This window comes from Novipirellula methanifontis (assembly GCF_052161655.1).
Taxonomy (GTDB): Bacteria; Planctomycetota; Planctomycetia; order Pirellulales; family Pirellulaceae; genus Novipirellula.
This window is the reverse complement of the sequence record NZ_CP197418.1, coordinates 416,377-436,638: the sequence shown is the minus strand read 5'-3', so window position 1 is coordinate 436,638 and position 20,262 is coordinate 416,377. Positions and strand designations below refer to the sequence as shown.

Here is a 20,262-nt window from a genome sequence, read left to right as displayed (position 1 = left end):
AATGCCTCCAGTAGCAGATCTGGCTTCAGAAACGGCGGTGTACATCGTGCGACCTGCACATCCCGCACGACATGTCAACTCGGGTGGCAATAATCGGGCGAAGATCCGTCACACAGAGGGGTTTGCAAGCTAGTTGTTAAGTAAATGCGAAGTCCGCCATGCCATGAATTGCACTGGCGCGAGTCCCTTCCGAAATATCGAATTTGCTTAAAGGCGATCTCCGACATCATGGGTGCCACTGAATCTCAACGAAAGCGATGCCTCTGCGGCTCTGTCGCAATCGATCATATGTCAAAGCGTCGTGGCACGGTCAGCGTCGAATTTGCGTTCGTCGCCATACCGATGTTCATTCTGTTGTTTGCCGCCGTTGAACTAGGACGCGGAATGATGACAGTCCAAGCGTTGGAGGAAGCGGCTCGGTCGGGATGTCGAATCGCCGTACTTAAAGGTGCCAAGCCAGGGGACGTCAAAGCCGAAGTCAAACAACTGGTTGAAGGTATGGGCATCACCAAACACAACGTTGAAGTCGTGCCCTCCGACCTAGACAAACTACCACAGTGGGAACCTGTCACCGTACGCGTCTCTGCAAACTTTGCCGAGATGACCTGGTTGCCGATTCCCAGACATTTTAGCGGGATGAATTACACCGCTGCCTGCGTTTTGCCGCGTGAAGCCGAACTTGTTCAATAGTCTCGATCTGTCATAGCTCTGCCCCGCCAACCATGCTGGCATTACACTTTTCACCAATGAGCGTCGATTATGCTACGACCTAAATTTTCTTCCGCGTCGAAACGTCACGGAGGCACGATTGTCTTGTTTGCCGTGCTGATGGTCGTCATTGTTGGTATGGCAGCGTTTGCAGTGGACATCGGCCGCATGCAGTTAGTTCGCAGCCAATTGCAATCTGCGGTGGATGCAGGAGCAATCGCCGGCGGATTGCACCTAAAAAACAATCCCGAGGATATTCAGGGTGCAAAGAACGTAGCCGAAAACTTTATTGCCAAAAACAAAGTGGGCTTTGTCGTCGATGTGCCGCCAGAGATGATCGCTTTAGAGACCGGGAATTGGGATCCAAATTCGGAAACGTTCACTTTATCAAACACCAGCGCGAGTGCGATCCGTGTGCATGCCGTTCAGAGCAACGAGCCATTCTTTTTTGCAGGGATCTTTGGTCAGTCTTCGTTTTCAATTCCTCGCCAATCGATTGCATCAGCACCAGGCATTCCCTTGGACATCGTGATGGTCCTTGATTTGTCAGAATCGATGGAATCCGACGGACGGATCGAAGCGTTGCAACAAGCTTCGCCTGAATTTGTTGAAATGATCGAGCAATCACTCAAAGAAGATCGCATCGGCGTGATGGGTTACGGAGCACGAAAAGGCCGTTACGACCCCGAGGAAGAGGGACATAGCGGAGTCATGTATACCGCATCTCCGTCAAGCTTGTTTCCCGACCCCGACGACACATCCTCGGATTGGGTAGGCATTCTCGAATCTCCAATGACGAATGACTTCTCGGCATTGAAAAACAATATCTTGACCAACAGCACCTTGAAATCGGGCAAATACGGTGGCGGAACCCCGATTGGCGCCGCCGTTCGCGATGGAGCTCACTACTTGTATGCAAATCACCGTAAAAACGACAGCAACGGCAACAAAGTCAAAATGTTGATGGTCGTGATGAGTGACGGCTACGCCAACAAACCAGAAGACGACCCAGACCAGTACGCCATCGCAATGGCCAACTATGCCTCAGGCCTCGGTATCGAAATCCACACCATCAGCCTTGGTGATTCGGCCGACATCTCGCTAATGACCGCGATCGCGAATGCCACTGGTGGCAAACAATTCTCTGCGACCGGCAGCGGAAGCGAACTGACCAACACGCTGAAGCAAGCCTATCGTAAGATTGCCGGCACCATCAACCGCACCATCTTAGTGCAATAGAAACATGATGCTTAATTCAAAACGAATCTCGCCGTTTGTCCGCCGCTCAACGACACGAGCAAGCGTGAAACGAAAATCACGTGGAATCGCGGCGGTCGAGTTTGCCGTCGTCTTGCCACCCGTGCTGTTGCTGATTCTGGTTTCGGTCGAGGTAGCTCGAGCGTTTGCCGTTCAACACACACTCCAAGAAACGTGTATGAATGGGTGCCGAATCTATTCGCTTGGTGACAGGACGCAACTACAGGCAACCGATATGATCAATCTGTCGCTCAGCGAAGCAGGGATCTCGGGGCACAGCGTCGAATTTGTGCCTGCGACCAAAGCTGAGATCACGGCAGAGATGCAACCGGTGACGGTGACCATTTCGGTGCCGTACAGTCAAGTCGGAGTCGGTGTCCAATGGATGCTCGCTGGTTCCACGGTCACGGCCAGCACGACGCTGCCAGCGGAATCACGCTAAAACGACCTGCGTATCGACTGGACACGTGCCTCCCCCCCTCTCTCTGGAGACTGCTGATTTAATTAGCCGTTTTGGCGCTAGCCACGGTTTGGTCACCATTCAACCGGGGCTAGCGCCCAAGCGGCTAACATCAGAGCGGTAATGTCGTACTAAATCAGCAGTCTCCTCTGCGATCCCCGCTCGCCCCATTGCTCGGCTAAGTGCGAAGGATGATTCTTCGTGAAACGAAGTCGAACATTTGCCAGTTCTTGCTACAATCCTGGATTGGCTCGCCCATCATCCCCACGTTGGCGAGCGAATTGACTAATCGACGACGTACTTAAAGCTGATGATGAGCAAGAAGAAAAAGAAAAACACCCGCATTCCACACAAGTTTTTGCCGTGGATTGATGTTCGCAAGAAGTACCGTTTGTCGCACGCTCATGTTCAAATGGCTCGCGAATTGGGGATGTCGCCCAAGCGATTCGACCGGCTCGCCAACACCGAACACAAACCGTGGAAAGTGCCGCTGCCGCAATTCATTGAGTCGTTGTACGAAAAGAAGTTTGGCAAGACCGAACCCGATCACGTGCAATCGATCGAAGAGATGGCGGCCGAACATATGGCCCGTCGCGAAGAGCGAAAGGCAGCGCGAGCCGCCGAAGAGGGCACGGAAGACGCCAGCGAAAATGAGGGTGATGATTCGACCGACCAGGAAAAGGACACCGTGGTCGAGACCGATGTTGCCCCCGATGCCTCGCTCAATCCCGATGCCTCGCTTGAAACCGACACCGATACCAAAGAAGCGTCCGAGTCATCGTAACGCTTGCGGGTGCAGTTCCACCAAGCTGCTACCCTCTTGCTCGAAAAGAGGCGGGTTTGTTGAAAACAGGCCCGCCAAGATCAGAATCTCAAGCTGGCTTCGATAAACAGAGCGTCGTCGAGATCGATCTCGCCGTCACTGCTTTCGAATTCAATCGAACGATTGAACGCGTAGCCCGACTCGACAAAGAAACCTCGGTTTCCAGCTCGCACCCATTCGTAACCGACAAGCAGCCGTAAATCGTTGAGCGACAACTCGTCCGACATGCCGCTGTCGCGTGTGACGGCCCACGTGTTCCCGCCTAGGGTGCCGCCCAGATAAGCCCATGATTCCGAGTTGCCACCGTCTTTAGAAAGCCGGCGAGCGATCCGCGGACGCGGCAGCATCGCATCGATTTTCCACTGCGGCGTGGGAGTCCACGTGGCACCGAGTGCGGGCAACAGCGGCAAGTCGGCGCGGCCCAGGTAGACCGCTCCGAAGGAGAAACTCAAATCCGGTCGGCACTGCCAATTGACCAAGCCCAAACCAAACAATCGCAATGCGTTTTCGTGGGTTGTAAAGTCACTACGAATCGACGGGGTGACGACTAGCGTCGTCGAAATCACTGCGGACCATTCTTTGCGGTTAAAAAAGGTCACGCCGGTGTTGTAGAGCGTGCCGGGCAAATCGACCGCATCCGGTCCGTTCAAATGGTCGGCACGAAAATAGGGGCGAAGAACGAGGATGTTTTCCAGACTACCCAGTGGCACGGCGAACCCCACGCGTGCTTCTTCGAACGTGATGTCCAATCCGCCCGCCGCGTCGCCAGTGTCCAGCAAGTAGCCGCCAAGTAGCTCCGCTCCCTGATAAAAGCTTTTGCGAAATCGCTGCACGGGAGTTTCACGCAGTGCAAAAAACGCCGGGTCATACGCCTCGATCATCGGCGACGAAGCGTTTTCAAAATCGTCTGCAAACGCAGGCACGCCAGCAAAACTAGGCGTCAGCTCTTGCGAATGCAACGGAGACGTAGCCAACGTCCAAATGAGGGCGATGGCAGGCGAAAGCAGGCATTTACGTAATCTCAGCGACATCCTGGCTCCGTCGGGGCGGTGACCACCAGGATTAGCAAACACGGGGCCCCCACGGCAAGGGCGGCCTGTGGGCAGAGCGGCCGTGGTGAAGAACGCTAGACGACCTTTGCCTTGCTGCCGGGCACCGGCACGGGATAGCGTCCTTGAGCATCTGGAACCACGGGCGCGGTGCCGGCGAGCGAATGCATCACCGAGGTATCGGCTAATTCGATGCCGCTGTTGATGGCATCGTCCCAGCGGACGACTTTGCCGCTGTAAGTCGCCATCCGGCCCATGATCGCCGTCATCGTGCTGTGGGCACCATATTCGCCTTCGTTGACCGTTTCACCGCGGCGAAGGGCAGTGAAAAAATCGGCATGTTCCTGTGAGTAACCGTTTTGAGCACGACGCGGATCCACATCGCTTTGCCAAATCACGTTGCCTCGCGAATCATGCAGGATCGCGTTGGCAATATCCGCCGAACCCTGTGTGCCGTGCACGAACTCGCCGATGCTGGTCCGGCAACCTTGCATGTGCCGACATTGGCTCAGCATCCGCGTGCCACCGCCATAGTTGTACTCGACCATGTGATGATCAAAAATCTGACCGTGGTCGATCCCATCACGCACCTCGCGGCCGCCTTGGCCTTGAGCTTCGATCGGATGCGATTTCATTAACCAATTGATCACGTCCAAATTGTGAACGTGTTGTTCGACGATGTGGTCACCGCTGAGCCAGTTGAAGTAGTACCAGTTACGAAGCTGGTATTCGAGTTCGGTTTGCTCGTCGGTTCGCGGACGCACCCACACTCCCGCGCCATTCCAGTAAGCCCGTGCAAACACGATCTCGCCAATCGCACCATCTTGGATACGCTTAACGCACTCGCGGTAGCGAACTTCGTGACGTCGCTGCAATCCAACGGCGACTGCCAAGCCTTTTTCGATTGCAATTTGGTTGGTTGCTAACACACGGCGAACGCCGACGGCATCGGTCGCCACCGGCTTTTCCATGAACACATGCTTGCCTGCCTGGACGGCCGCCTCGAAATGCAGCGGACGAAAGCCTGGGGGTGTTGCCAAGATCACGACATCCACGTCACTGGACATCACGTTTTTGTAGGCATCCAATCCGACAAAGCGGCGATCATGAAGATCGACTTGCGATGCGTGTTTTCCCTTGATCGATCGATAGGCCGATTGCAGATTGTTCTCAAACACGTCGGCCATCGCGACCAATTTCACATCACCGCCGTGAGTGCTCAGCGCATCGAGTGCGGCTTCGGTTCCCCGTTTGCCACATCCGACCAAACCGATTCGGATCGCATCGCTACCGAAGGCATGGGCTGCGCGAGCAACACCAAGCTCGGCTCCCGCGATCGCTCCGCCAGCCAAAATGATGCCGCCGCCCTTCAAGAATCCACGACGCGATGGAGTCTGCGTCGGCAGGCTGGATTGCGTTTGAGTTTTTGGGGGGCGAGTTGGCATATTAGTGGACAAACCCTGGGCGGAAACGGAGCGGCAGGTACTTCATCGGTGTCATCTAGAATACCCAGCAGCGAGATTTCCAGCAAACACAACACCGAGAACAACAAATCCTAGCTATTTCACCAGTTCAATGACGACTTTTTGTACGGTGCCTTCGAGCGGAAAAGGAACCGCGTACGGCCCCACCGCTCCATTTTCATCCTGACCTACCTGCAATGCGTCGAGCGGTTGCTCGCCCAGCAATCCATCGATTGCGGACTCGGCAACTTGTTCCTCACCGATTTTTAGCTGCACGGTTCCCGACTTACTAACGATGGCGGTCACTTGCTGCTTTCCGCTGACATTGTCCTCGGAAGTCGTCACGGTTCGCTTGCCATTCTTTGTCCATCCAAAACAGAGCTTGCCGTTTTGCAGATACAGCGACCAACCCTGCGACGATCCTCCCTGAGCCACGATCACCCCGTCCCCTTTAACATCGATGTTCGCGGTGACCGCAAACGCTTTGTTTTTCAGGTAGGGAGCTTCGGTCCGATCGAGTTTGTCGCCCATGTTCAGTTTGAAACGCGTTTGTTTCGTATTCATCGTCGCCCTCTCATGACCGTTATCATTCCGTGGGTTCAGAGGCAAAACGTTGGCACGCTCGGCATAGGCTTGCCACATCGCAGCAAGTTTTTCGACGGTTTCCGGCATCTCGCTACTCAAGTCGTGTTGCTCACTGCGGTCGTTGGCGATGTTGTAGAGTTCCCATTCTCCCTTGACGCCCATCGCCACCAATTTGTAGTCGCCGACACGAACGGCACGGTTCCCTTCGTGTTCCCAGTAGATCGCCTCGCGGTCAAATTTCTCGCGGGTGCTCGCATCCTTGGCGAATAGCGGAATTAAGCTTTTGCCCTCCATCGGCTTGATCGCATTGCCATCGTGATAGGTGGTGGGATAATTTGCCCCGGAAACATCCACGGCGGTTGCCATCAGATCGACCAGATGCCCCGGAGTGGTTTCCAGTTCACCGTGCCGCCAGATCTTCGCAGGCCAATGAGCGATCAGCGGCGTCGAGATACCACCCTCATGAGTCCAGTGTTTGTATTCACGAAACGGAGTGTTCGAGACCGTGGCCCAGCCGCGACCATAACCGATCGCCGTGTCCGCTGGTCCCGCCATCGAGCCCTTGCCAGTTCGCATCACAAAACCGTCTCGCGATTGCTTGGGTGTCATGTCAGGTTGCAGATAGTCCGCAGGCAAAGCCGCCAACGTCGGCTTGTCGGCTCGCTCACCACCCACGCCGCCACGGCCATATCCTTCGGCGCAGCCTCCGTTGTCTTGCAGGAAACAAATCAGCGTATTTTCAAATTGCCCGGTGTCTTTGAGCGATTGGACGATGCGTCCGATGCCTTGGTCCATCGAATCGATCATCGCCGCATAGACTTCCATGTTCCGCTTGTCCCATTCCCAAAACTTGGTTTCTTTCCAAGCATCAGGGATCGGCCAATTGACGGTACTGTCCGCGTCGATCAACCCGAGATCGATCATCCGCTTGTAACGCGCGTCACGGATCGCATCGTAGCCGGCATCGTACGCACCTTCGTACTTGGCAATATCTTTGTCCAACGCGTGCATCGGCCAGTGTGCGGCGGTAAAAGAGACGTACATAAAGAAGGGTTGATCACCGGTTTGATAGTGATGCTCACGAACGAACCGTGCTGCATGATCGGCGATCGCGTCGGTGTAGTAGTAAGTTTCGCCGGGCCAGTCTTGTTTGCCATATTCAGGATCATCAAACGGCGAGATAAACTCGTTATCACGCGTCAGGGTGTTGGGGTCAAAGAAACTGCCAGCGCCGTGGATGGTACCGTAGAAACGATCAAAGCCTCGCTGGATCGGCCAGTTTGCTTTATCGGCGTCCGACTTTGGATTGATTGCTTTGGTGACGTGCCACTTACCCGACATGTACGATCGATAGCCCGCGTTCTTGAGGGCTTCGGGAATGGTCACGCAGTGTCGACTCAGTTCACCGCGGTAACCCTCGTAGCCACGGTCATCCATCATATGGCCGACACCGGCTTGATGAGGATACAGACCGCTCATCAAACTCGCACGCGTCGGACAGCAACGCGCGGTGTTATAGAACTGTGTAAAACGAACTCCTTTGTCCGCCAACGAGTCAAGGTTGGGGGTTTTGATTTCGCTGCCGTAGCATCCGATATCCGAGAACCCCATGTCATCCGAGAGGATGTAGATGATATTGGGTCGGTCGCCCGAGTCCGCCATCAACGCATTAGAGTTAACGAGAATTACCAGAGCGAGGAAAGCAAAAACGCAATGACGCAATGAGTTCCAAAGCATGATGAGATAGTTTTCTGGGGAGGGGAGTGAGGGCCGGTTTTCAATGCAATCGCAACGCTGAATGCATTGCAAGTATACACAAAGAAGAAAGGACAAACCGGGGAGATGTCGATCACGTCCCCTCGCCCAAACGAAGGGGACCGCTGGCAGGCACCGCTGGTAGAAAAAAGAGATTGGCGTCCGAAATCTGCCAAGACCTATCCGCCCGAGGATCCGGCTGAATGCCGGATCACAAGCTCCGACGACGGTTGAGTCAAAATTCGCCCACTCGATGGGAGATGAATATCTGACTCGAGACTATTCGCCGGTGGCGAAGCGGCGATTAAATAATTCCGGATCAAACGGATTGCCTATATCCGGCAACCGTGCAGGGCGAGTCGAAGTGACCGGCTTGCTTGCTGGAACATCAGGGTCCTGCGACTCTGTGATCGCTGGTCTGGGAAGGCCTTCATCGGGCGCAAAGAACTGGCCCAGCGGAGGCACCTGAGTAGGTACCGATTTCGCCGGATTCACGTTTGCATGCACCGATTCAACCCATTTCTGAATGGTTTCTGCGGCAGTTTGACGACGAAGATCTGGTCCTGCTGGTTCGCTGCCATGCGGCGTTTGTGCTTTGATCAGCATCTCACTTGTCAGTGGAGATTGCATATCGAGGAACTGAAACGCCGCTTTCAAATTGTCATGAGTCATTCGAGCCGACGGTCGTGAACCAATCGACGGTGTCATCAGCTGCCACTTTCGATCGGTATCGTGAGAATGACATTGGGCACAGCGGTTGATCATTAACGGTTGCACAAAGCGTGCAAAATCACGCACACGTTCGGACGACTCCAGCGCTGCAGAGATCCATTGTTTAGACGGGTCACTCGGAACATCGTCAACAACCGGTTCGGTTGGTTCGACATCCACCGCTTCAGCTGCTAAAGCAGTGCTTCGCAACCGCTGCTCAATTCGCTTGGCTTCTGGATGATCAGGAGCGATCGCATAAATATCAACAAGCTCTTTGGCCGCCAAATCGTACAAGTCATAACGCAAGCACCAACGGGCATCTTCGAGACGTGCCGCAAGCGATCCCATGCCACGACGGTCGATTCGGTACTGATAAAGATCACGTATCGAATTGCCCCAACAGGCGACGTCTTTGCGGGAAAGCTGGATTTCGGACACGCCGTCACGGCTGACCATGATCCATTGCCCAAGCTGGGTCGCAGTGCCCCACAACACGTTGCCGTTGCTCAACAGCACGCAAGCTTGCGACTGGAGAGCGGCGGAGGATGTCGGTTTATTGTTTTCTGTATTGGTATTAATTTCAGCGTGGTTTGCGTCTGCGGCCCCCGTTCCGCTTTGCGTCTGCGGCTCCGGACGCTCGCCGTAGACAGCTGGCTCGATTCGATTGGCCACCGGCACGCTTTCCGCTTGGAAATTGGTCCGCGCATTGACGATCCGCAACACCGGTGATGGCATCGCCATCGGTCCAGAGGGTTCATCACTGCTAGCAAATCGATTGCCGCCCATCAGGGTCAACAAACAGGCCGCGATGGTGAGTCGTTTCGGAGAAAGGGTCCACATGACAGTTGAATTACCAATTTGGTCAATTCCAAGTCAATCGGAGTCCTAGGATTCTTCGGCAGTTCTGCGGCGAACTATGCGACTTCTTTTTGTTGTCGCTGAATCCGTGTCACATGAAGCAGATAAAGGTGCTCGGCAGTTTCGCCACCATCGGTGGTCACATAAATCCAGTGCTTCATCAGCAAGGCATTTTCGGGATGCTTCACTGTGATATGAGTCCCATCACTCATTACGATCGTGAAGGGAATGAATGGCCTCGCCGACAACATTTTCTTCAATTCGGCCTGCATCAATCTTTCTCCGTGGGTCTGCGTCGCTCAGCACATTTTCGCCGCCAAGCAGCTTCGGCACGTCCCATTATAGGTCACCCTGATGGTATTAGGTGCCTTAAATATCGCCCTACTGCCGTTTGCTTACTGATCCTCGATCGAGTGTTGGTTTGATTTGGCGACGTTCGCCATATCCATGTCATCGGCTTGGACGGCCAAAGCGACGAGGAACTTAAGCACTGGGGCGATACTGGATTGGCATGTGGAACTTGACCCAACCGGGGAAGACCACTCGCGTGATCGCGGGACGACCGATCGACATTTTGATTCGCTGCGAAAACAATTTGTCGTCTAAACGGACTTTGTCAAACTCGCTCCAAGGCACAAATAGCGGCGGATGCCCCAGGCGAAACGGCAAGAATACCGAGATCCGAATACCGCGTGTATCGGCGACAAAGTTCAGTGTCGAATGATACTGGATCGCTCCGATCCGCCCGGTCCGCATGTAGGCTCGCTGGGAATCCTCGCCAAAACCGTCGTCGGGCTTTGCTGCATAACGCTGCGACAGAACCCACCAACTGCTCGACCAACTGAGCACCAGACAAATGCCGCACCACACCAGCGGAATGGAGGTCAGCAGCGCGGCGCGATACCACAGGTCGGGCATAAGACGACTTTGTTTAGCGGCTTTCGACCTTGGCAAAAATCATTTTGCCAGCATTGGTTTGCAACGTGCTGGTGACGCGAACATCCAGGTCTTGGCCGATCTTATGCCGAGCTCCCTCGATGACCACCATCGTGCCATCGTCCAGATAACCAATCCCTTGCTCGGGACCTTCACCCGCCTTGATGACTTTGATGCGAAAGGTTTCATCGGGCAAAAAGACCGGACGAAGCGAGTTGCTGATCTCGTTCAAGTTGATCACTGGCACGTTGTGAAGCTTCGCCACCTTGTTCAGATTGAAGTCACCCGTGACCACTTTGCCATCGAGATGCTTTGCTAGCAAAACAAGCTTCAAATCGACTGTTTGCCCCGCAAGCTCCGGTAGTTCGCGATCAAAGATCATCAGATCGACGTTCTCGTCGGCTCGCATTCGGTTGAGCACATCGAGTCCACGTCGACCGCGAGTGCGGCGAAGCTTGTCGCTGCTGTCGGCGATCGCTTGCAACTCGGTCAGTGCAAATCGCGGCATGATCAATTGGTTGTCAAAGACCCCGGTGCCGACCAGATCGGCGATGCGTCCGTCGATCACCACGCTGGTGTCTAGAACCAGAGGTTTAAACCCTTTGACCTCGCGAACGAATTCCACATACGGGATCAAGAAGCGGAAATCGTCTTTGGTTTGAAGCAACACACTCGTACAGATGTAACACAGCAACAAACCGATCACTAACTGCAAACCGCGACCATTAAACGATTGGTCCAACAGCGGGGCGATCGCGATCCACAATATATAGGTCAGCAAAACTCCGATCAGAATGCCAAAGTACAGTGCCGAGATCGTATCGATTCGTTTTCGTGGTGCGTAAATGTCCCCGACCACCACGACGGTGGCCAGCGTCATAATGCCAGCAAATATCATCCACGGAACGGCCGTTGAGGTATCGCTCGAAAGCGATGTGTTAATGATTGCAGACACGCCTCCGGCACAGAGCAGAAAAACACATCGCAGAATTATCAGAGCCATGGATGGATCGTGGGTTGGAAGTCTTGTCGGAAAACGTGGAAACCCTTGTGGTGACGTTTTCAGGCGAACAGCATCGGGGTGCAGTCGTTGGGGGGCGGAATAAATCGGTCCCACCGACCGCAAGGAATGCCCATAGTGTAGATCGATCGACGGATCACACCCATGGGGTTGCGAGCAGCCAGAACGAAGTGTCGCGGTTGATGTATTTACAACCGTTAGTTTCGATACGATCTGAAATCAGAATGGGTTTGCCAGGATAGGGCAGCTTGTGGCAGGGAGCGAGACATTCTGATGTCCGAAAGCAGAATCTGAAACATGAGTTCTCAGTCCCAGCCCTTTAAATCGTCACAAAGGGAACAACCGGCCCCTTTACGCTCCTGAATTCGGATGAGAACACGACCTGCGGTGAACGTGCGAGCTAAATTTCTTCGGTCTAATTCGTATTTCGTAGCTTATCGCTTGGTTCTATCGATGATCTCACGCCATTTTCAGCCAGCCGTCTGCATCGCCTTCGTCCTTACACTGGGCGGATGTTCGGTCGAGCCAGAGCAAATCGAGCAATGGAGCGAATCGCTGCGAAAATCGGGCGGGTTCACTGCCCCCTCCGAAATCAAACAAACTCCACAATCGCTGGTCTCCGAAGTCCGTTTTCGTCCTAAATACGAAGAACGGGTCGATCCATTCCACTTCCCCAACGACCAGCCGACGACCGTTGTCAAACGGGATTCGCGCGCTTCCAAGGCGACGCAACTCGAAGTTCTCGGTTTTGCTCAGCTGGATGTTCCCAAAGTCATCCTGCGAACAAAAGACTCGACAGTCACGCTAGCAGTCGGACAATCGCACTACGGATTGGAGGTGATCGAGATTCAACCACCTGCGGTCAAGCTGAAATCGGGCAACCTGGTGTGGACTGCAACGATGTTCGACCCCACGGTGTCCGAAAACTAATCGCTACAAGTAATACAGTACTAAACAAATCGCCAGCAGGATCGTGGCCCAGAACGTCATCGTGCTGGTCGACCACGTGCCGCCAAGAACGCCTTTATCGTTGAAATTACGATTCGCGGTGGAAAGGAAGCCTTTCAAAATCACCAGCCCATCGTCTCGAATCGACCGATCCAAGACTCGAACCATCGACCGCGTCATCGATGCGACGGCGGGAAACGCCCGTCGATAAACCCAATCGGTATCGAGATTGGTTGCCCGCTGCTCGGCTGGATACAGCCCCGACTTCATCAGGAAGACAAACGCTAACCCCGCAAACATCAACAACTGCAATTGCGTGACGACATGCGTCACCGTGTAGGGGTGATAGTCGATCTCAGGGTGCGGCAACATGCGATACAGCACGGGGTAGGCGACTCCGAGTGCGATGCAAAAGAACGCCGCAATCGCCATCGCAACCAACATATTCGCCGGCGCTTCCTTGACTCGCTTCCCTGAATCGTGGGCAAAAAACGCGAAGAACGGGATCTTGATTCCCGAGTGCTCCATCACCCCCGCCGACGCGATCAGCAGGATAAACCAGACCCAGAACTGATGCTCTTCGGCAGCAGCACTGATGATCATCGACTTGCTGATAAATCCGCTCAGCAGTGGGAATCCCGAAATCGCTCCTGCACCGATGATGCAGAAGATTGTCGTCAGCGGCATCGATTTGTGCAGCCCACCAAGCTCGGTCGCTTTGATTGTACCGACGCGAAACAGCACCGCGCCCATCGACATGAACAATAGCGATTTGTAGATGATGTGGCAGAACGCGTGAGCCACGGTGCCGTTGATGGCAAGCTCCGTCCCGATCCCAATCCCAACCACCATGAAGCCAAGTTGGTTGTTCAGACTGTAAGCCAACACGCGGCGGAGGTCGTTTTCGATCACAGCAAAGACGATCGGGAACAATGTCATCGCACAGCCGATCCAAATCAACGGCTCGAAACCAGCGAAGCCGCGGATCAACGAATAGACCGCCAACTTCGTTGTGAACGCACTTAGAAACACCGTCCCGGTGACGGTCGCTTGCGGATACGAATCTTGCAACCAATTGTGCAGTAGCGGGAACGCACACTTGATCCCAAAAGCAAGCAGGATCAGAAACGCCGACGCACTCAGCGGTTCGCCTTCGACAACAAATGAATCAAAGGCAAGCGACCCCGTTTCCACGAATCGCATGATGGCACCAGAAAGCAACAACACTCCCGAAGCGACTTGAATGATCAAGTAACGCATCCCAGCTTTGTAGGCGTGCTCATTGTCGCTAGCCCAAACCAGGAAAACACTTGAAAGTGCGGTCAATTCCCAATACACGAATAACGTCAACAGGTCGCCCGCGCAACAAGCCCCGATCGCAGCACCGGCATAGACGATCCCAGCAACGTGCTGACGAGTGTCTCGAACGTGCAGCGCATAGATCGCCGAAACAATGGCGGCGATGTGAAAGACGATTCCAAACAACCGACTGAGCCGATCGATACGAATCGCTTCGAGCGTCATTCCAAACAGTTCGATCTGCCCGAACGTCATCTCGGGCGTGAACCAAAACACAACCATGCTGATCAGCGACAGCACCAGCACGCCGATGGCTTGCGCTCGGTGCGCAAGAAACGGCAACACCAAGGCGCCGAGGATCATGATCAAGGCGGGCGGGATGTTATCGATCATAATAATCCTCGGGCCGACTCACGATCACACGTAACAAACGTCCCAAAAAGACGATGACCACAAAGGCAATGAATCCAAACCAAGCTTGAAACCCAAACACGTTCTCCCACTTGGGAAAGTGCGGATGCGGGTTCTCGTAAAACAAGTCAGCCAGGACCAACGCCAAGCAAGCGAGCAGCAGTGCACCAATCATCAAATTGATGTTTCGTGGTTTCTCAAACCAACTCGGGTCGGTTGTGGGTTTAGGTTCGGTCATCCGATTAACTCGTCACCGTGATCGGCAAAAGCACTTCGTAAATCCAATCTGCAAAAAAGAACAGCACCACGCTCAAGATGGCGGTCACGCACAATGGCACCACACACATCATCGGAGCCTCTTGAATGCCCCCAGTCACCACGCGGGAATGATCGTCTTCCGCATGATCCGACTGACTCGATTCAGCGGAATCATCTGCCAGAGGCGCCATAAACGCTTGGATCGGAATGGGAATCAGATAGGCAATGTTCAACAGCGAGCTGATCATCAGCGCGGCCGTTAAAATATAGAGATGGGTTTCGACGGTCCCAATCGCGAGGAACCATTTACTCCATGCACCGCCGCCTGGCGGTAAACCAATAATACTAACTGCTGCAACAAAAAACGCTGCAAAGGTGAACGGCATCTGCCGACCGAGACCACGCATTTCACTGATATTCTTTTTGTGCGTGGCAACGTAGATCGCTCCGGCACAGAAGAACAACGTAATTTTGCCGACCGCATGCATCACGATATGCATCCCGCCACCCAACACCCCGCTTTGTGTTGCCAATCCCGCACCCAGCGTGATGTAGGCGAGCTGGCTGATCGTCGAGTAGGCGAGTCGTGCCTTCAAGTTGTCCTTGGTCATTGCCACCAATGACGCGATCAGAATCGATGCTCCGGCAGCATAAGCCAACCAGATGCTGACGCCTGTACTCGAAAGCAAATCGATGCCGAAGATGTAAACAACGACCTTCAGCACGGAGAACACGCCAACTTTGACCACCGCAACCGCATGCAGTAGGGCACTGACCGGAGTCGGAGCGACCATCGCTGCGGGCAACCAGCGATGAAACGGCATCAGTGCGGCCTTGCCAATGCCAAAGGCAAACAGGGCCAACAAGATGCCAAGTCCCAGCGTTGAAATGTCGCCATCGGCATGAGCGGAGCTCAGAATGCCGCCGACGGTGAAATCCAGTGTTCCAGCCACGTACCATGTCCACGCGACGGCCAGCATGAAGAAGGCGATCGAGGTGGAAAGCAAAATGCCGAGATAAACGCGTCCACCGTTGCGAGCTTCGGCGGTCCCGTGATGCGTCACCAGCGGATAGGTCGACACGGTCATCAATTCGTAAGCGATGAACAACGTAAACAAGTTCGCTGAAAAAGCCGCGGCGATCGCGGCAAAGATCGCGATGGCAAAACAGGCGTAGAAGCGAGTTTGGTTTTCTTCGTGATGGCCTCGCATGTAACCGATCGCATACAAAGTGGTCAGGATCCACAGCCCCGAAGCGACCAGTGCAAACACCATCCCAAGCGGTTCGACTTCGAACCCGATGCGAAAACCCGGCAGCATCTCGCCCAAGCTGACCGAAGGTCGCTCGCCTGCGAATACAAAGCTCGACAAGCGACACGTGACCGCGAACAGCAGCGATGAAACCACGATCGTCGAGGCTTCACGCAGATTGGGCCATCGACCGCAGGCGTAAATCAACCCCAGTGCGACAAGCGGCAACGCTCCCGCGATCCAGATCAATGTTTCGGCAGCCATCATTGCGTGCCTCCTAACAAGAGCGACGCGGCCCTCGCAGCAAAGTCAGCCGAATAAACCGTCCAGACGCCAAACACCAACGTCGCAAGGATCACCGTGTACATCGGAAGCAACATCCCCAGCGGTGCCTCGATCGCTTGTTTCGCCTTTTCCGATGGCTCGGCAAAATACAACGTCTCGACCACTCGCCAAACGTAAACCAATGCCAGCAGCGAACTGAGCAACATCAATACAGCAACGGACCAATGGTGAGAATCAAACGCCGCCGTCAACAACAACCATTTACTAACAAAGCCGGCGGTTAACGGCACTCCGATTAACGCCAACCCACCAATGGCCCAAGCAAACGAGGTCCACGGCATCGTGCGACCAGCACCACGCCAATCGGTAAGCTGGACCGATCCGATACGCAGAGCAAAACAGCCCACCACCATGAACAGGCCGCCTTTGATCAGGGCATGATTGAACATGTGAACGATGCCGGCGGTCAGCCCCGCTTGGTTCGCCATGCTGATTCCGAGCAACATGTAACCAATTTGAGCAATGCTCGAATACGCCAACAAACGCTTCACGTTGTCTTGATAAATCGCGGCGGTCGAGGCGGCAAAAATACCCACCAGTGCCATCACCATCAACGCGGTATCAAGCGGCAAAACTTCAAAGGCAAATTCGCGAGTAAAAATGCTGAATACAATTCGGATCAACGCATACACTGAAACCTTGGTCGCCGTTGCTGCGATGAAGCATGTCACCACTGACGGAGCATAGGTGTAGGCATTGGGCAACCAAGTATGAACCGGAAAGACGGCCATCTTGATGAACAGACCAATCGTCAAAAACGCAAACGCCACCAATACCGTTCGCGGACCATGATCCACCGGTAATCGTGATGCGATGTCGGCCATATTGAGGGTGCCGGTCATCTGATAGACCAAGCCGATACCGATCAGAATAAACGTGGCTCCCACGCTGCCCAGGATCAAATACTGAAACGCCGCTAGCGGTGCTCGCCGAGAACGCCCCAAACTGATCAATGCGTACGTTGACAACGATGATATTTCTAGGAACACAAACACATTGAACAAGTCGCCGGTGACGCACATGCCCAACAAACCGGTCAAGCAAAGCAAATATGTTGCGTAGAACAGATAGTGTTTGGAACGGGGAATTTCTTTATCGATGCTGTGCGGTGCATACGTCAGCACGATCGCGCCGAGTGCCGACACGAACAGCATCACAAATCCGCTGAGTTCGTCGACAACATATTCGATTCCGTAGGGCGGTGCCCAATCGCCAATGTTGTAACGTAGCGGCCCATCGGCGCTGACCGCACCGATCAATGCGATCGACATTCCGAACACGCACCACGAAACCGCCAACGCAACGACGTAGGCGACTTTGCGATTGCCGATCAAAACGCATAGCGGCGCAGCCAATAATGGCAATGCGATCAGCAAGATGGGTAGATGACTTTCCATCAAGAATCCCGATCCAATTCCAAGATTTTGTCTTCCTCAATCGTGCCGTAGTCTTCACGGATGCGAACGATCAGTGCGAGTGCCAACGAGGTCGTCGCAATTCCCACCACGATTGCGGTCAGCATCAGCACGCTTGGCATTGGGTTTGAGTAGATAATGGCATCGACCTGCGACGACAGATCCGCTTGCTGAGCAATTTCACCGAGCGGCGAAAGCACCTCTTCCGCAATCGATTGGGCGTGTTCGCCCGTCTCACTCACCGCTTCTTGTACCGGCGCGGCTACGTGGTCCGCTTGAGAAACAAGTTCGCCGTGCTCCCCATGCTCTGGCAAATTGCCATGCCCGTTCGCGCCATGTCCATTTGCAAGGCGAGGTGGAATGATCGGGGCGGTGCCGCCGTTCACTTTGCCCATCGTGATGTAAAGCAGGAAGACGGAGGTCTGAAAGATATTCAATCCGATCACGGATTTAATCATGTTCTGCCGTGCGATAACGATGTAAAAACCCGTCATCATCAAAAAGATCACGATCCAATAGTTGTACAGTCCGATGACTTGTTCGACGCTCATACGATTTTTTTCCTGCCGGCAAAGGTGTAGAAAATCATCGTCATCACCGAGGTTACTGTGATCCCGACACCAAGCTCGACTAAGAAGATGCCGAGATGTTGCCCTGAGGGAAAGATGTCTGGATAGAAATGGTGCTCAAGCACCGAATAGTCAAGGAATTTGCCTCCGAGCGCCAACGTCAGCACGCCGGTCATCCCGTACACCATCACTCCGACTGCCATCAGTTTTTCAATGACCACTGGTGGCGCGACTCGTTTGACCGACTCGAGACCAAAGACCAATCCATACAAGATCAAAGCCGAGGCGAAGATTACGCCGGCTTGGAATCCGCCGCCAGGACCATAATCACCGTGAAATTGCACATAAAATGCAAATAACAAGATGTAAGGAATCAAGATTTTGGCAACGACTCGAATGATCGGAAACGTTCTCACGACAGTGTCTCCGCTGCGTTTTCTTGATCCGGCCCGTCTTTTTCTTTACGAAGAATAATCAGCACTGCGATTCCTGCCGTCAGCACCACGGTCGTTTCCCCGAGAGTGTCGTAACCACGATAGCTGGCCAACACTGCGGTCACGACATTGGGCAAACCGTGCATGTCGTGCTTCGACTTTTCGACAAAGGAAGGATTCGGATGCAATTGAATCGGAGCCTCGGGGTCACCGAAGTGCGGCATATCCAAGGTGCCGTAAACCAGCACACAACCGGTGATTAAAACCAAAAAGAAAGGCATGATCGGGGCGTGCGCGAGTTGGCGATCTTTTTTGCCGGTCAGCGCCAATGTGCTCAGCATCAACACGGTGGCAATGCCCGCACCGACCGCCGCCTCGGTAAACGCCACATCGGGTGCGTCGAGGATCAACATCCAACTTGCACTCAAAAAACTATAGATGCCTGTGAACATGATCGCTGCCCACAAATCTCGCATCCTCGCGATCGTGACCGCGGTAATCGCGAGCAGGGCAAGGATCGGAAAATCGATCAAACTGCTCATGACTTGCTTGTCTCCTCGCTGCGAGATTTGCCATCAAGCAGAGGTTCACCATCAAGCACGGGTTTCAGTCCATGCGTCATCGCAGACCGCGCCAACGCGTGACACGAACTCGGACTTGTCACGGTCAAAAAGAACAGGATCGCCACCAACTTCAGCGCCGTCAGACTGAGCCCCGCTTGCAATAGTAATCCAGCGACGATCAAGCCCGCGCCCATCGTGTCGGTGATCCCTGCCCCGTGCATCCGCGAGAAAAACTCGGGAAGCCGGACGATCCCAATCCCACCGATGATCGAGAACGTCGCTCCGGTCATCAACAGGATCCAGCTCAACAGATCGACAATACTCATCACGACACTCCTTCGTCACTGAAACTGCCGTATTCTGCAAATCGCAGAAGCGCCACCATACCGATGAAGTTCATCAGACTGTAAAGCAGAGCGAGATCAAGAAAATCGTCGCGGCCGGTCATGAAATCAACCACACAGATCAGCAGTACGGTTTTTGTTCCGAACGTATTGAGCGCAAGCACGCGATCAAAGACGGTGGGACCATACATCGCACGAATTAACGCCAAACTCATCGTCACCAAAATGGCAACCGAGGTGACGGCGAACATATCGAAGCTGATCACGACTTCTCCAATTCACAAATACGCCAATCGGTTTCGCCAGTAATGTCGCATTCGTCGTTGGTCAGTGCCAATGCATGGATGGTGATGCTGTCCCCTTCCACTCGTACGGAAACGGTCCCCGGAGTGAGTGTGATGGAATTGGCAAGCATCACGCGTCCAAGTTCAGTTTTCGCTCGCGTCGGCACCGTCACGATGCGACGTCGGAGCGGCATTTTGGGAGACAGGATAATTTTTGCGACCTTCAGATTGGAAAACAAAATCTCCTTCATCAACCATGGCGCGTAATGGGTAAACGGCCGCAACCCCAGCTGAGCCGGGGCCCCCTCTTCGTCCACGATTCGCATTCGACGTGACAACCACAGACTGCTAAGGCACGACAACACGCCCAAGCCAAGCAGGAAAGGGCTTTCAAAGTGCCCTGACCAGATTAGCCAAGTGAGGAACAATGCCACTGCGAGGGTCAATGTGTATTTCACAATTGCCGTCCTGTTGCGGCTTTCCATCCGCTAGAAGTGTTCTGCCAAGTCAAATACA

At 54.0% G+C, this 20,262-nt stretch carries 22 protein-coding genes; 5 read left to right on the top strand and 17 right to left on the bottom strand.

Going from position 1 to position 20,262, the window contains the following annotated elements:
* The first annotated feature begins 288 nt into the window (after positions 1–288).
* From SH528x_RS01550 to SH528x_RS01535, 4 genes are all read left to right on the top strand, one after another.
* Entirely contained in the window at positions 289–690 is a 402-nt protein-coding gene (locus tag SH528x_RS01550; protein ID WP_442508778.1) for a TadE/TadG family type IV pilus assembly protein, read from the top strand.
* Positions 691–759: 69 nt separating this feature from the next.
* On the top strand, positions 760–1,947 hold the full coding sequence (locus tag SH528x_RS01545; protein WP_442508777.1) for a pilus assembly protein TadG-related protein: 1,188 nt from the start codon (positions 760–762) through the stop codon (positions 1,945–1,947).
* Between the two features lie 4 nt (positions 1,948–1,951).
* Positions 1,952–2,407 (top strand): TadE/TadG family type IV pilus assembly protein, encoded by a 456-nt coding sequence (locus tag SH528x_RS01540; protein WP_442508776.1) that lies wholly within the window; start codon positions 1,952–1,954, stop codon positions 2,405–2,407.
* Positions 2,408–2,735: 328 nt separating this feature from the next.
* Positions 2,736–3,209 carry a hypothetical protein gene (locus SH528x_RS01535; protein WP_442508775.1) on the top strand — a complete coding sequence of 158 codons (474 nt, stop codon included), beginning with the start codon at positions 2,736–2,738 and terminating at the stop codon, positions 3,207–3,209.
* Positions 3,210–3,289: 80 nt separating this feature from the next.
* On the opposite strand, the gene SH528x_RS01530 is transcribed toward SH528x_RS01535, so the two are convergent.
* The 7 genes from SH528x_RS01530 to SH528x_RS01500 all read right to left on the bottom strand — a co-directional run bounded on the left by SH528x_RS01530 (position 3,290) and on the right by SH528x_RS01500 (position 11,608).
* The gene (locus SH528x_RS01530) at positions 3,290–4,279 is read right to left on the bottom strand and encodes a hypothetical protein (RefSeq protein WP_442508774.1); all 990 of its coding nucleotides are present in this window, start codon (positions 4,277–4,279) and stop codon (positions 3,290–3,292) included.
* A gap of 95 nt (positions 4,280–4,374) precedes the next feature.
* Positions 4,375–5,742 carry a Gfo/Idh/MocA family protein gene (locus SH528x_RS01525; RefSeq protein WP_442508773.1) on the bottom strand — a complete coding sequence of 456 codons (1,368 nt, stop codon included), beginning with the start codon at positions 5,740–5,742 and terminating at the stop codon, positions 4,375–4,377.
* 114 nt (positions 5,743–5,856) lie between these two features.
* Entirely contained in the window at positions 5,857–8,082 is a 2,226-nt protein-coding gene (locus tag SH528x_RS01520; protein ID WP_442508772.1) for a sulfatase-like hydrolase/transferase, read from the bottom strand.
* 297 nt (positions 8,083–8,379) lie between these two features.
* Positions 8,380–9,651, bottom strand: coding sequence for a hypothetical protein (locus SH528x_RS01515; protein ID WP_442508771.1), 1,272 nt, complete (start codon positions 9,649–9,651; stop codon positions 8,380–8,382).
* A gap of 74 nt (positions 9,652–9,725) precedes the next feature.
* Positions 9,726–9,941 (bottom strand): hypothetical protein, encoded by a 216-nt coding sequence (locus tag SH528x_RS01510; RefSeq protein ID WP_442508770.1) that lies wholly within the window; start codon positions 9,939–9,941, stop codon positions 9,726–9,728.
* Between the two features lie 211 nt (positions 9,942–10,152).
* A complete protein-coding gene (locus SH528x_RS01505) occupies positions 10,153–10,587 on the bottom strand; it encodes a hypothetical protein (protein ID WP_442508769.1) in 435 nt (144 codons plus the stop codon).
* Positions 10,588–10,600: 13 nt separating this feature from the next.
* On the bottom strand, positions 10,601–11,608 hold the full coding sequence (locus tag SH528x_RS01500; RefSeq protein ID WP_442508768.1) for a PIN/TRAM domain-containing protein: 1,008 nt from the start codon (positions 11,606–11,608) through the stop codon (positions 10,601–10,603).
* Between the two features lie 471 nt (positions 11,609–12,079).
* On the opposite strand from SH528x_RS01500, the gene SH528x_RS01495 reads away from it, so the two are divergent.
* On the top strand, positions 12,080–12,556 hold the full coding sequence (locus tag SH528x_RS01495; RefSeq protein ID WP_442508767.1) for a hypothetical protein: 477 nt from the start codon (positions 12,080–12,082) through the stop codon (positions 12,554–12,556).
* A 3-nt stretch (positions 12,557–12,559) separates the two neighbouring features.
* On the opposite strand, the gene SH528x_RS01490 is transcribed toward SH528x_RS01495, so the two are convergent.
* Genes SH528x_RS01490 through SH528x_RS01445 form a run of 10 tightly spaced genes read right to left on the bottom strand, consistent with a single transcriptional unit; the run spans position 12,560 to position 20,204 of the window.
* Entirely contained in the window at positions 12,560–14,266 is a 1,707-nt protein-coding gene (locus SH528x_RS01490) for a Na(+)/H(+) antiporter subunit D (protein ID WP_442508766.1), read from the bottom strand.
* Entirely contained in the window at positions 14,256–14,522 is a 267-nt protein-coding gene (locus tag SH528x_RS01485) for a hypothetical protein (RefSeq protein WP_442508765.1), read from the bottom strand. Before SH528x_RS01485 ends, SH528x_RS01490 begins: the two co-directional genes overlap by 11 nt.
* A 4-nt stretch (positions 14,523–14,526) precedes the next feature.
* The gene (locus tag SH528x_RS01480; protein ID WP_442512061.1) at positions 14,527–16,056 is read right to left on the bottom strand and encodes a proton-conducting transporter transmembrane domain-containing protein; all 1,530 of its coding nucleotides are present in this window, start codon (positions 16,054–16,056) and stop codon (positions 14,527–14,529) included.
* Positions 16,056–17,534, bottom strand: coding sequence for a monovalent cation/H+ antiporter subunit D family protein (locus SH528x_RS01475; protein WP_442508764.1), 1,479 nt, complete (start codon positions 17,532–17,534; stop codon positions 16,056–16,058). Before SH528x_RS01475 ends, SH528x_RS01480 begins: the two co-directional genes overlap by 1 nt.
* Positions 17,534–18,103, bottom strand: a complete 570-nt coding sequence (locus SH528x_RS01470) for a sodium:proton antiporter (protein ID WP_442508763.1) — start codon at positions 18,101–18,103, stop codon at positions 17,534–17,536. The genes SH528x_RS01475 and SH528x_RS01470 overlap by 1 nt, the downstream gene beginning before the upstream one ends.
* Positions 18,100–18,537, bottom strand: coding sequence for a Na(+)/H(+) antiporter subunit B (locus tag SH528x_RS01465; protein WP_442508762.1), 438 nt, complete (start codon positions 18,535–18,537; stop codon positions 18,100–18,102). The genes SH528x_RS01470 and SH528x_RS01465 overlap by 4 nt, the downstream gene beginning before the upstream one ends.
* Positions 18,534–19,097: a DUF4040 domain-containing protein gene (locus tag SH528x_RS01460; RefSeq protein WP_442508761.1), complete on the bottom strand. Its 564-nt coding sequence runs from the start codon at positions 19,095–19,097 to the stop codon at positions 18,534–18,536. The genes SH528x_RS01465 and SH528x_RS01460 overlap by 4 nt, the downstream gene beginning before the upstream one ends.
* The gene (gene mnhG / locus SH528x_RS01455; RefSeq protein WP_442508760.1) at positions 19,094–19,444 is read right to left on the bottom strand and encodes a monovalent cation/H(+) antiporter subunit G; all 351 of its coding nucleotides are present in this window, start codon (positions 19,442–19,444) and stop codon (positions 19,094–19,096) included. Before mnhG ends, SH528x_RS01460 begins: the two co-directional genes overlap by 4 nt.
* Positions 19,444–19,728: a monovalent cation/H+ antiporter complex subunit F gene (locus SH528x_RS01450; protein ID WP_442508759.1), complete on the bottom strand. Its 285-nt coding sequence runs from the start codon at positions 19,726–19,728 to the stop codon at positions 19,444–19,446. Before SH528x_RS01450 ends, mnhG begins: the two co-directional genes overlap by 1 nt.
* Positions 19,725–20,204 carry a Na+/H+ antiporter subunit E gene (locus SH528x_RS01445; protein WP_442508758.1) on the bottom strand — a complete coding sequence of 160 codons (480 nt, stop codon included), beginning with the start codon at positions 20,202–20,204 and terminating at the stop codon, positions 19,725–19,727. Before SH528x_RS01445 ends, SH528x_RS01450 begins: the two co-directional genes overlap by 4 nt.
* Positions 20,205–20,262: the final 58 nt, after the last annotated feature.

Bases quoted from the DNA above. Each gene is read 5' to 3' on its own strand.
- SH528x_RS01550 (WP_442508778.1), top strand. From the start codon at position 289: ATGTCAAAGCGTCGTGGCACGGTCAGCGTCGAATTTGCGTTCGTCGCC.
- SH528x_RS01545 (WP_442508777.1), top strand. From the start codon at position 760: ATGCTACGACCTAAATTTTCTTCCGCGTCGAAACGTCACGGAGGCACG.
- SH528x_RS01540 (WP_442508776.1), top strand. From the start codon at position 1,952: ATGATGCTTAATTCAAAACGAATCTCGCCGTTTGTCCGCCGCTCAACG.
- SH528x_RS01535 (WP_442508775.1), top strand. From the start codon at position 2,736: ATGATGAGCAAGAAGAAAAAGAAAAACACCCGCATTCCACACAAGTTT.
- SH528x_RS01530 (WP_442508774.1), bottom strand. From the start codon at position 4,279: ATGTCGCTGAGATTACGTAAATGCCTGCTTTCGCCTGCCATCGCCCTC.
- SH528x_RS01525 (WP_442508773.1), bottom strand. From the start codon at position 5,742: ATGCCAACTCGCCCCCCAAAAACTCAAACGCAATCCAGCCTGCCGACG.
- SH528x_RS01520 (WP_442508772.1), bottom strand. From the start codon at position 8,082: ATGCTTTGGAACTCATTGCGTCATTGCGTTTTTGCTTTCCTCGCTCTG.
- SH528x_RS01515 (WP_442508771.1), bottom strand. From the start codon at position 9,651: ATGTGGACCCTTTCTCCGAAACGACTCACCATCGCGGCCTGTTTGTTG.
- SH528x_RS01510 (WP_442508770.1), bottom strand. From the start codon at position 9,941: ATGCAGGCCGAATTGAAGAAAATGTTGTCGGCGAGGCCATTCATTCCC.
- SH528x_RS01505 (WP_442508769.1), bottom strand. From the start codon at position 10,587: ATGCCCGACCTGTGGTATCGCGCCGCGCTGCTGACCTCCATTCCGCTG.
- SH528x_RS01500 (WP_442508768.1), bottom strand. From the start codon at position 11,608: ATGGCTCTGATAATTCTGCGATGTGTTTTTCTGCTCTGTGCCGGAGGC.
- SH528x_RS01495 (WP_442508767.1), top strand. From the start codon at position 12,080: ATGATCTCACGCCATTTTCAGCCAGCCGTCTGCATCGCCTTCGTCCTT.
- SH528x_RS01490 (WP_442508766.1), bottom strand. From the start codon at position 14,266: ATGATCGATAACATCCCGCCCGCCTTGATCATGATCCTCGGCGCCTTG.
- SH528x_RS01485 (WP_442508765.1), bottom strand. From the start codon at position 14,522: ATGACCGAACCTAAACCCACAACCGACCCGAGTTGGTTTGAGAAACCA.
- SH528x_RS01480 (WP_442512061.1), bottom strand. From the start codon at position 16,056: ATGGCTGCCGAAACATTGATCTGGATCGCGGGAGCGTTGCCGCTTGTC.
- SH528x_RS01475 (WP_442508764.1), bottom strand. From the start codon at position 17,534: ATGGAAAGTCATCTACCCATCTTGCTGATCGCATTGCCATTATTGGCT.
- SH528x_RS01470 (WP_442508763.1), bottom strand. From the start codon at position 18,103: ATGAGCGTCGAACAAGTCATCGGACTGTACAACTATTGGATCGTGATC.
- SH528x_RS01460 (WP_442508761.1), bottom strand. From the start codon at position 19,097: ATGAGCAGTTTGATCGATTTTCCGATCCTTGCCCTGCTCGCGATTACC.
- mnhG (WP_442508760.1), bottom strand. From the start codon at position 19,444: ATGAGTATTGTCGATCTGTTGAGCTGGATCCTGTTGATGACCGGAGCG.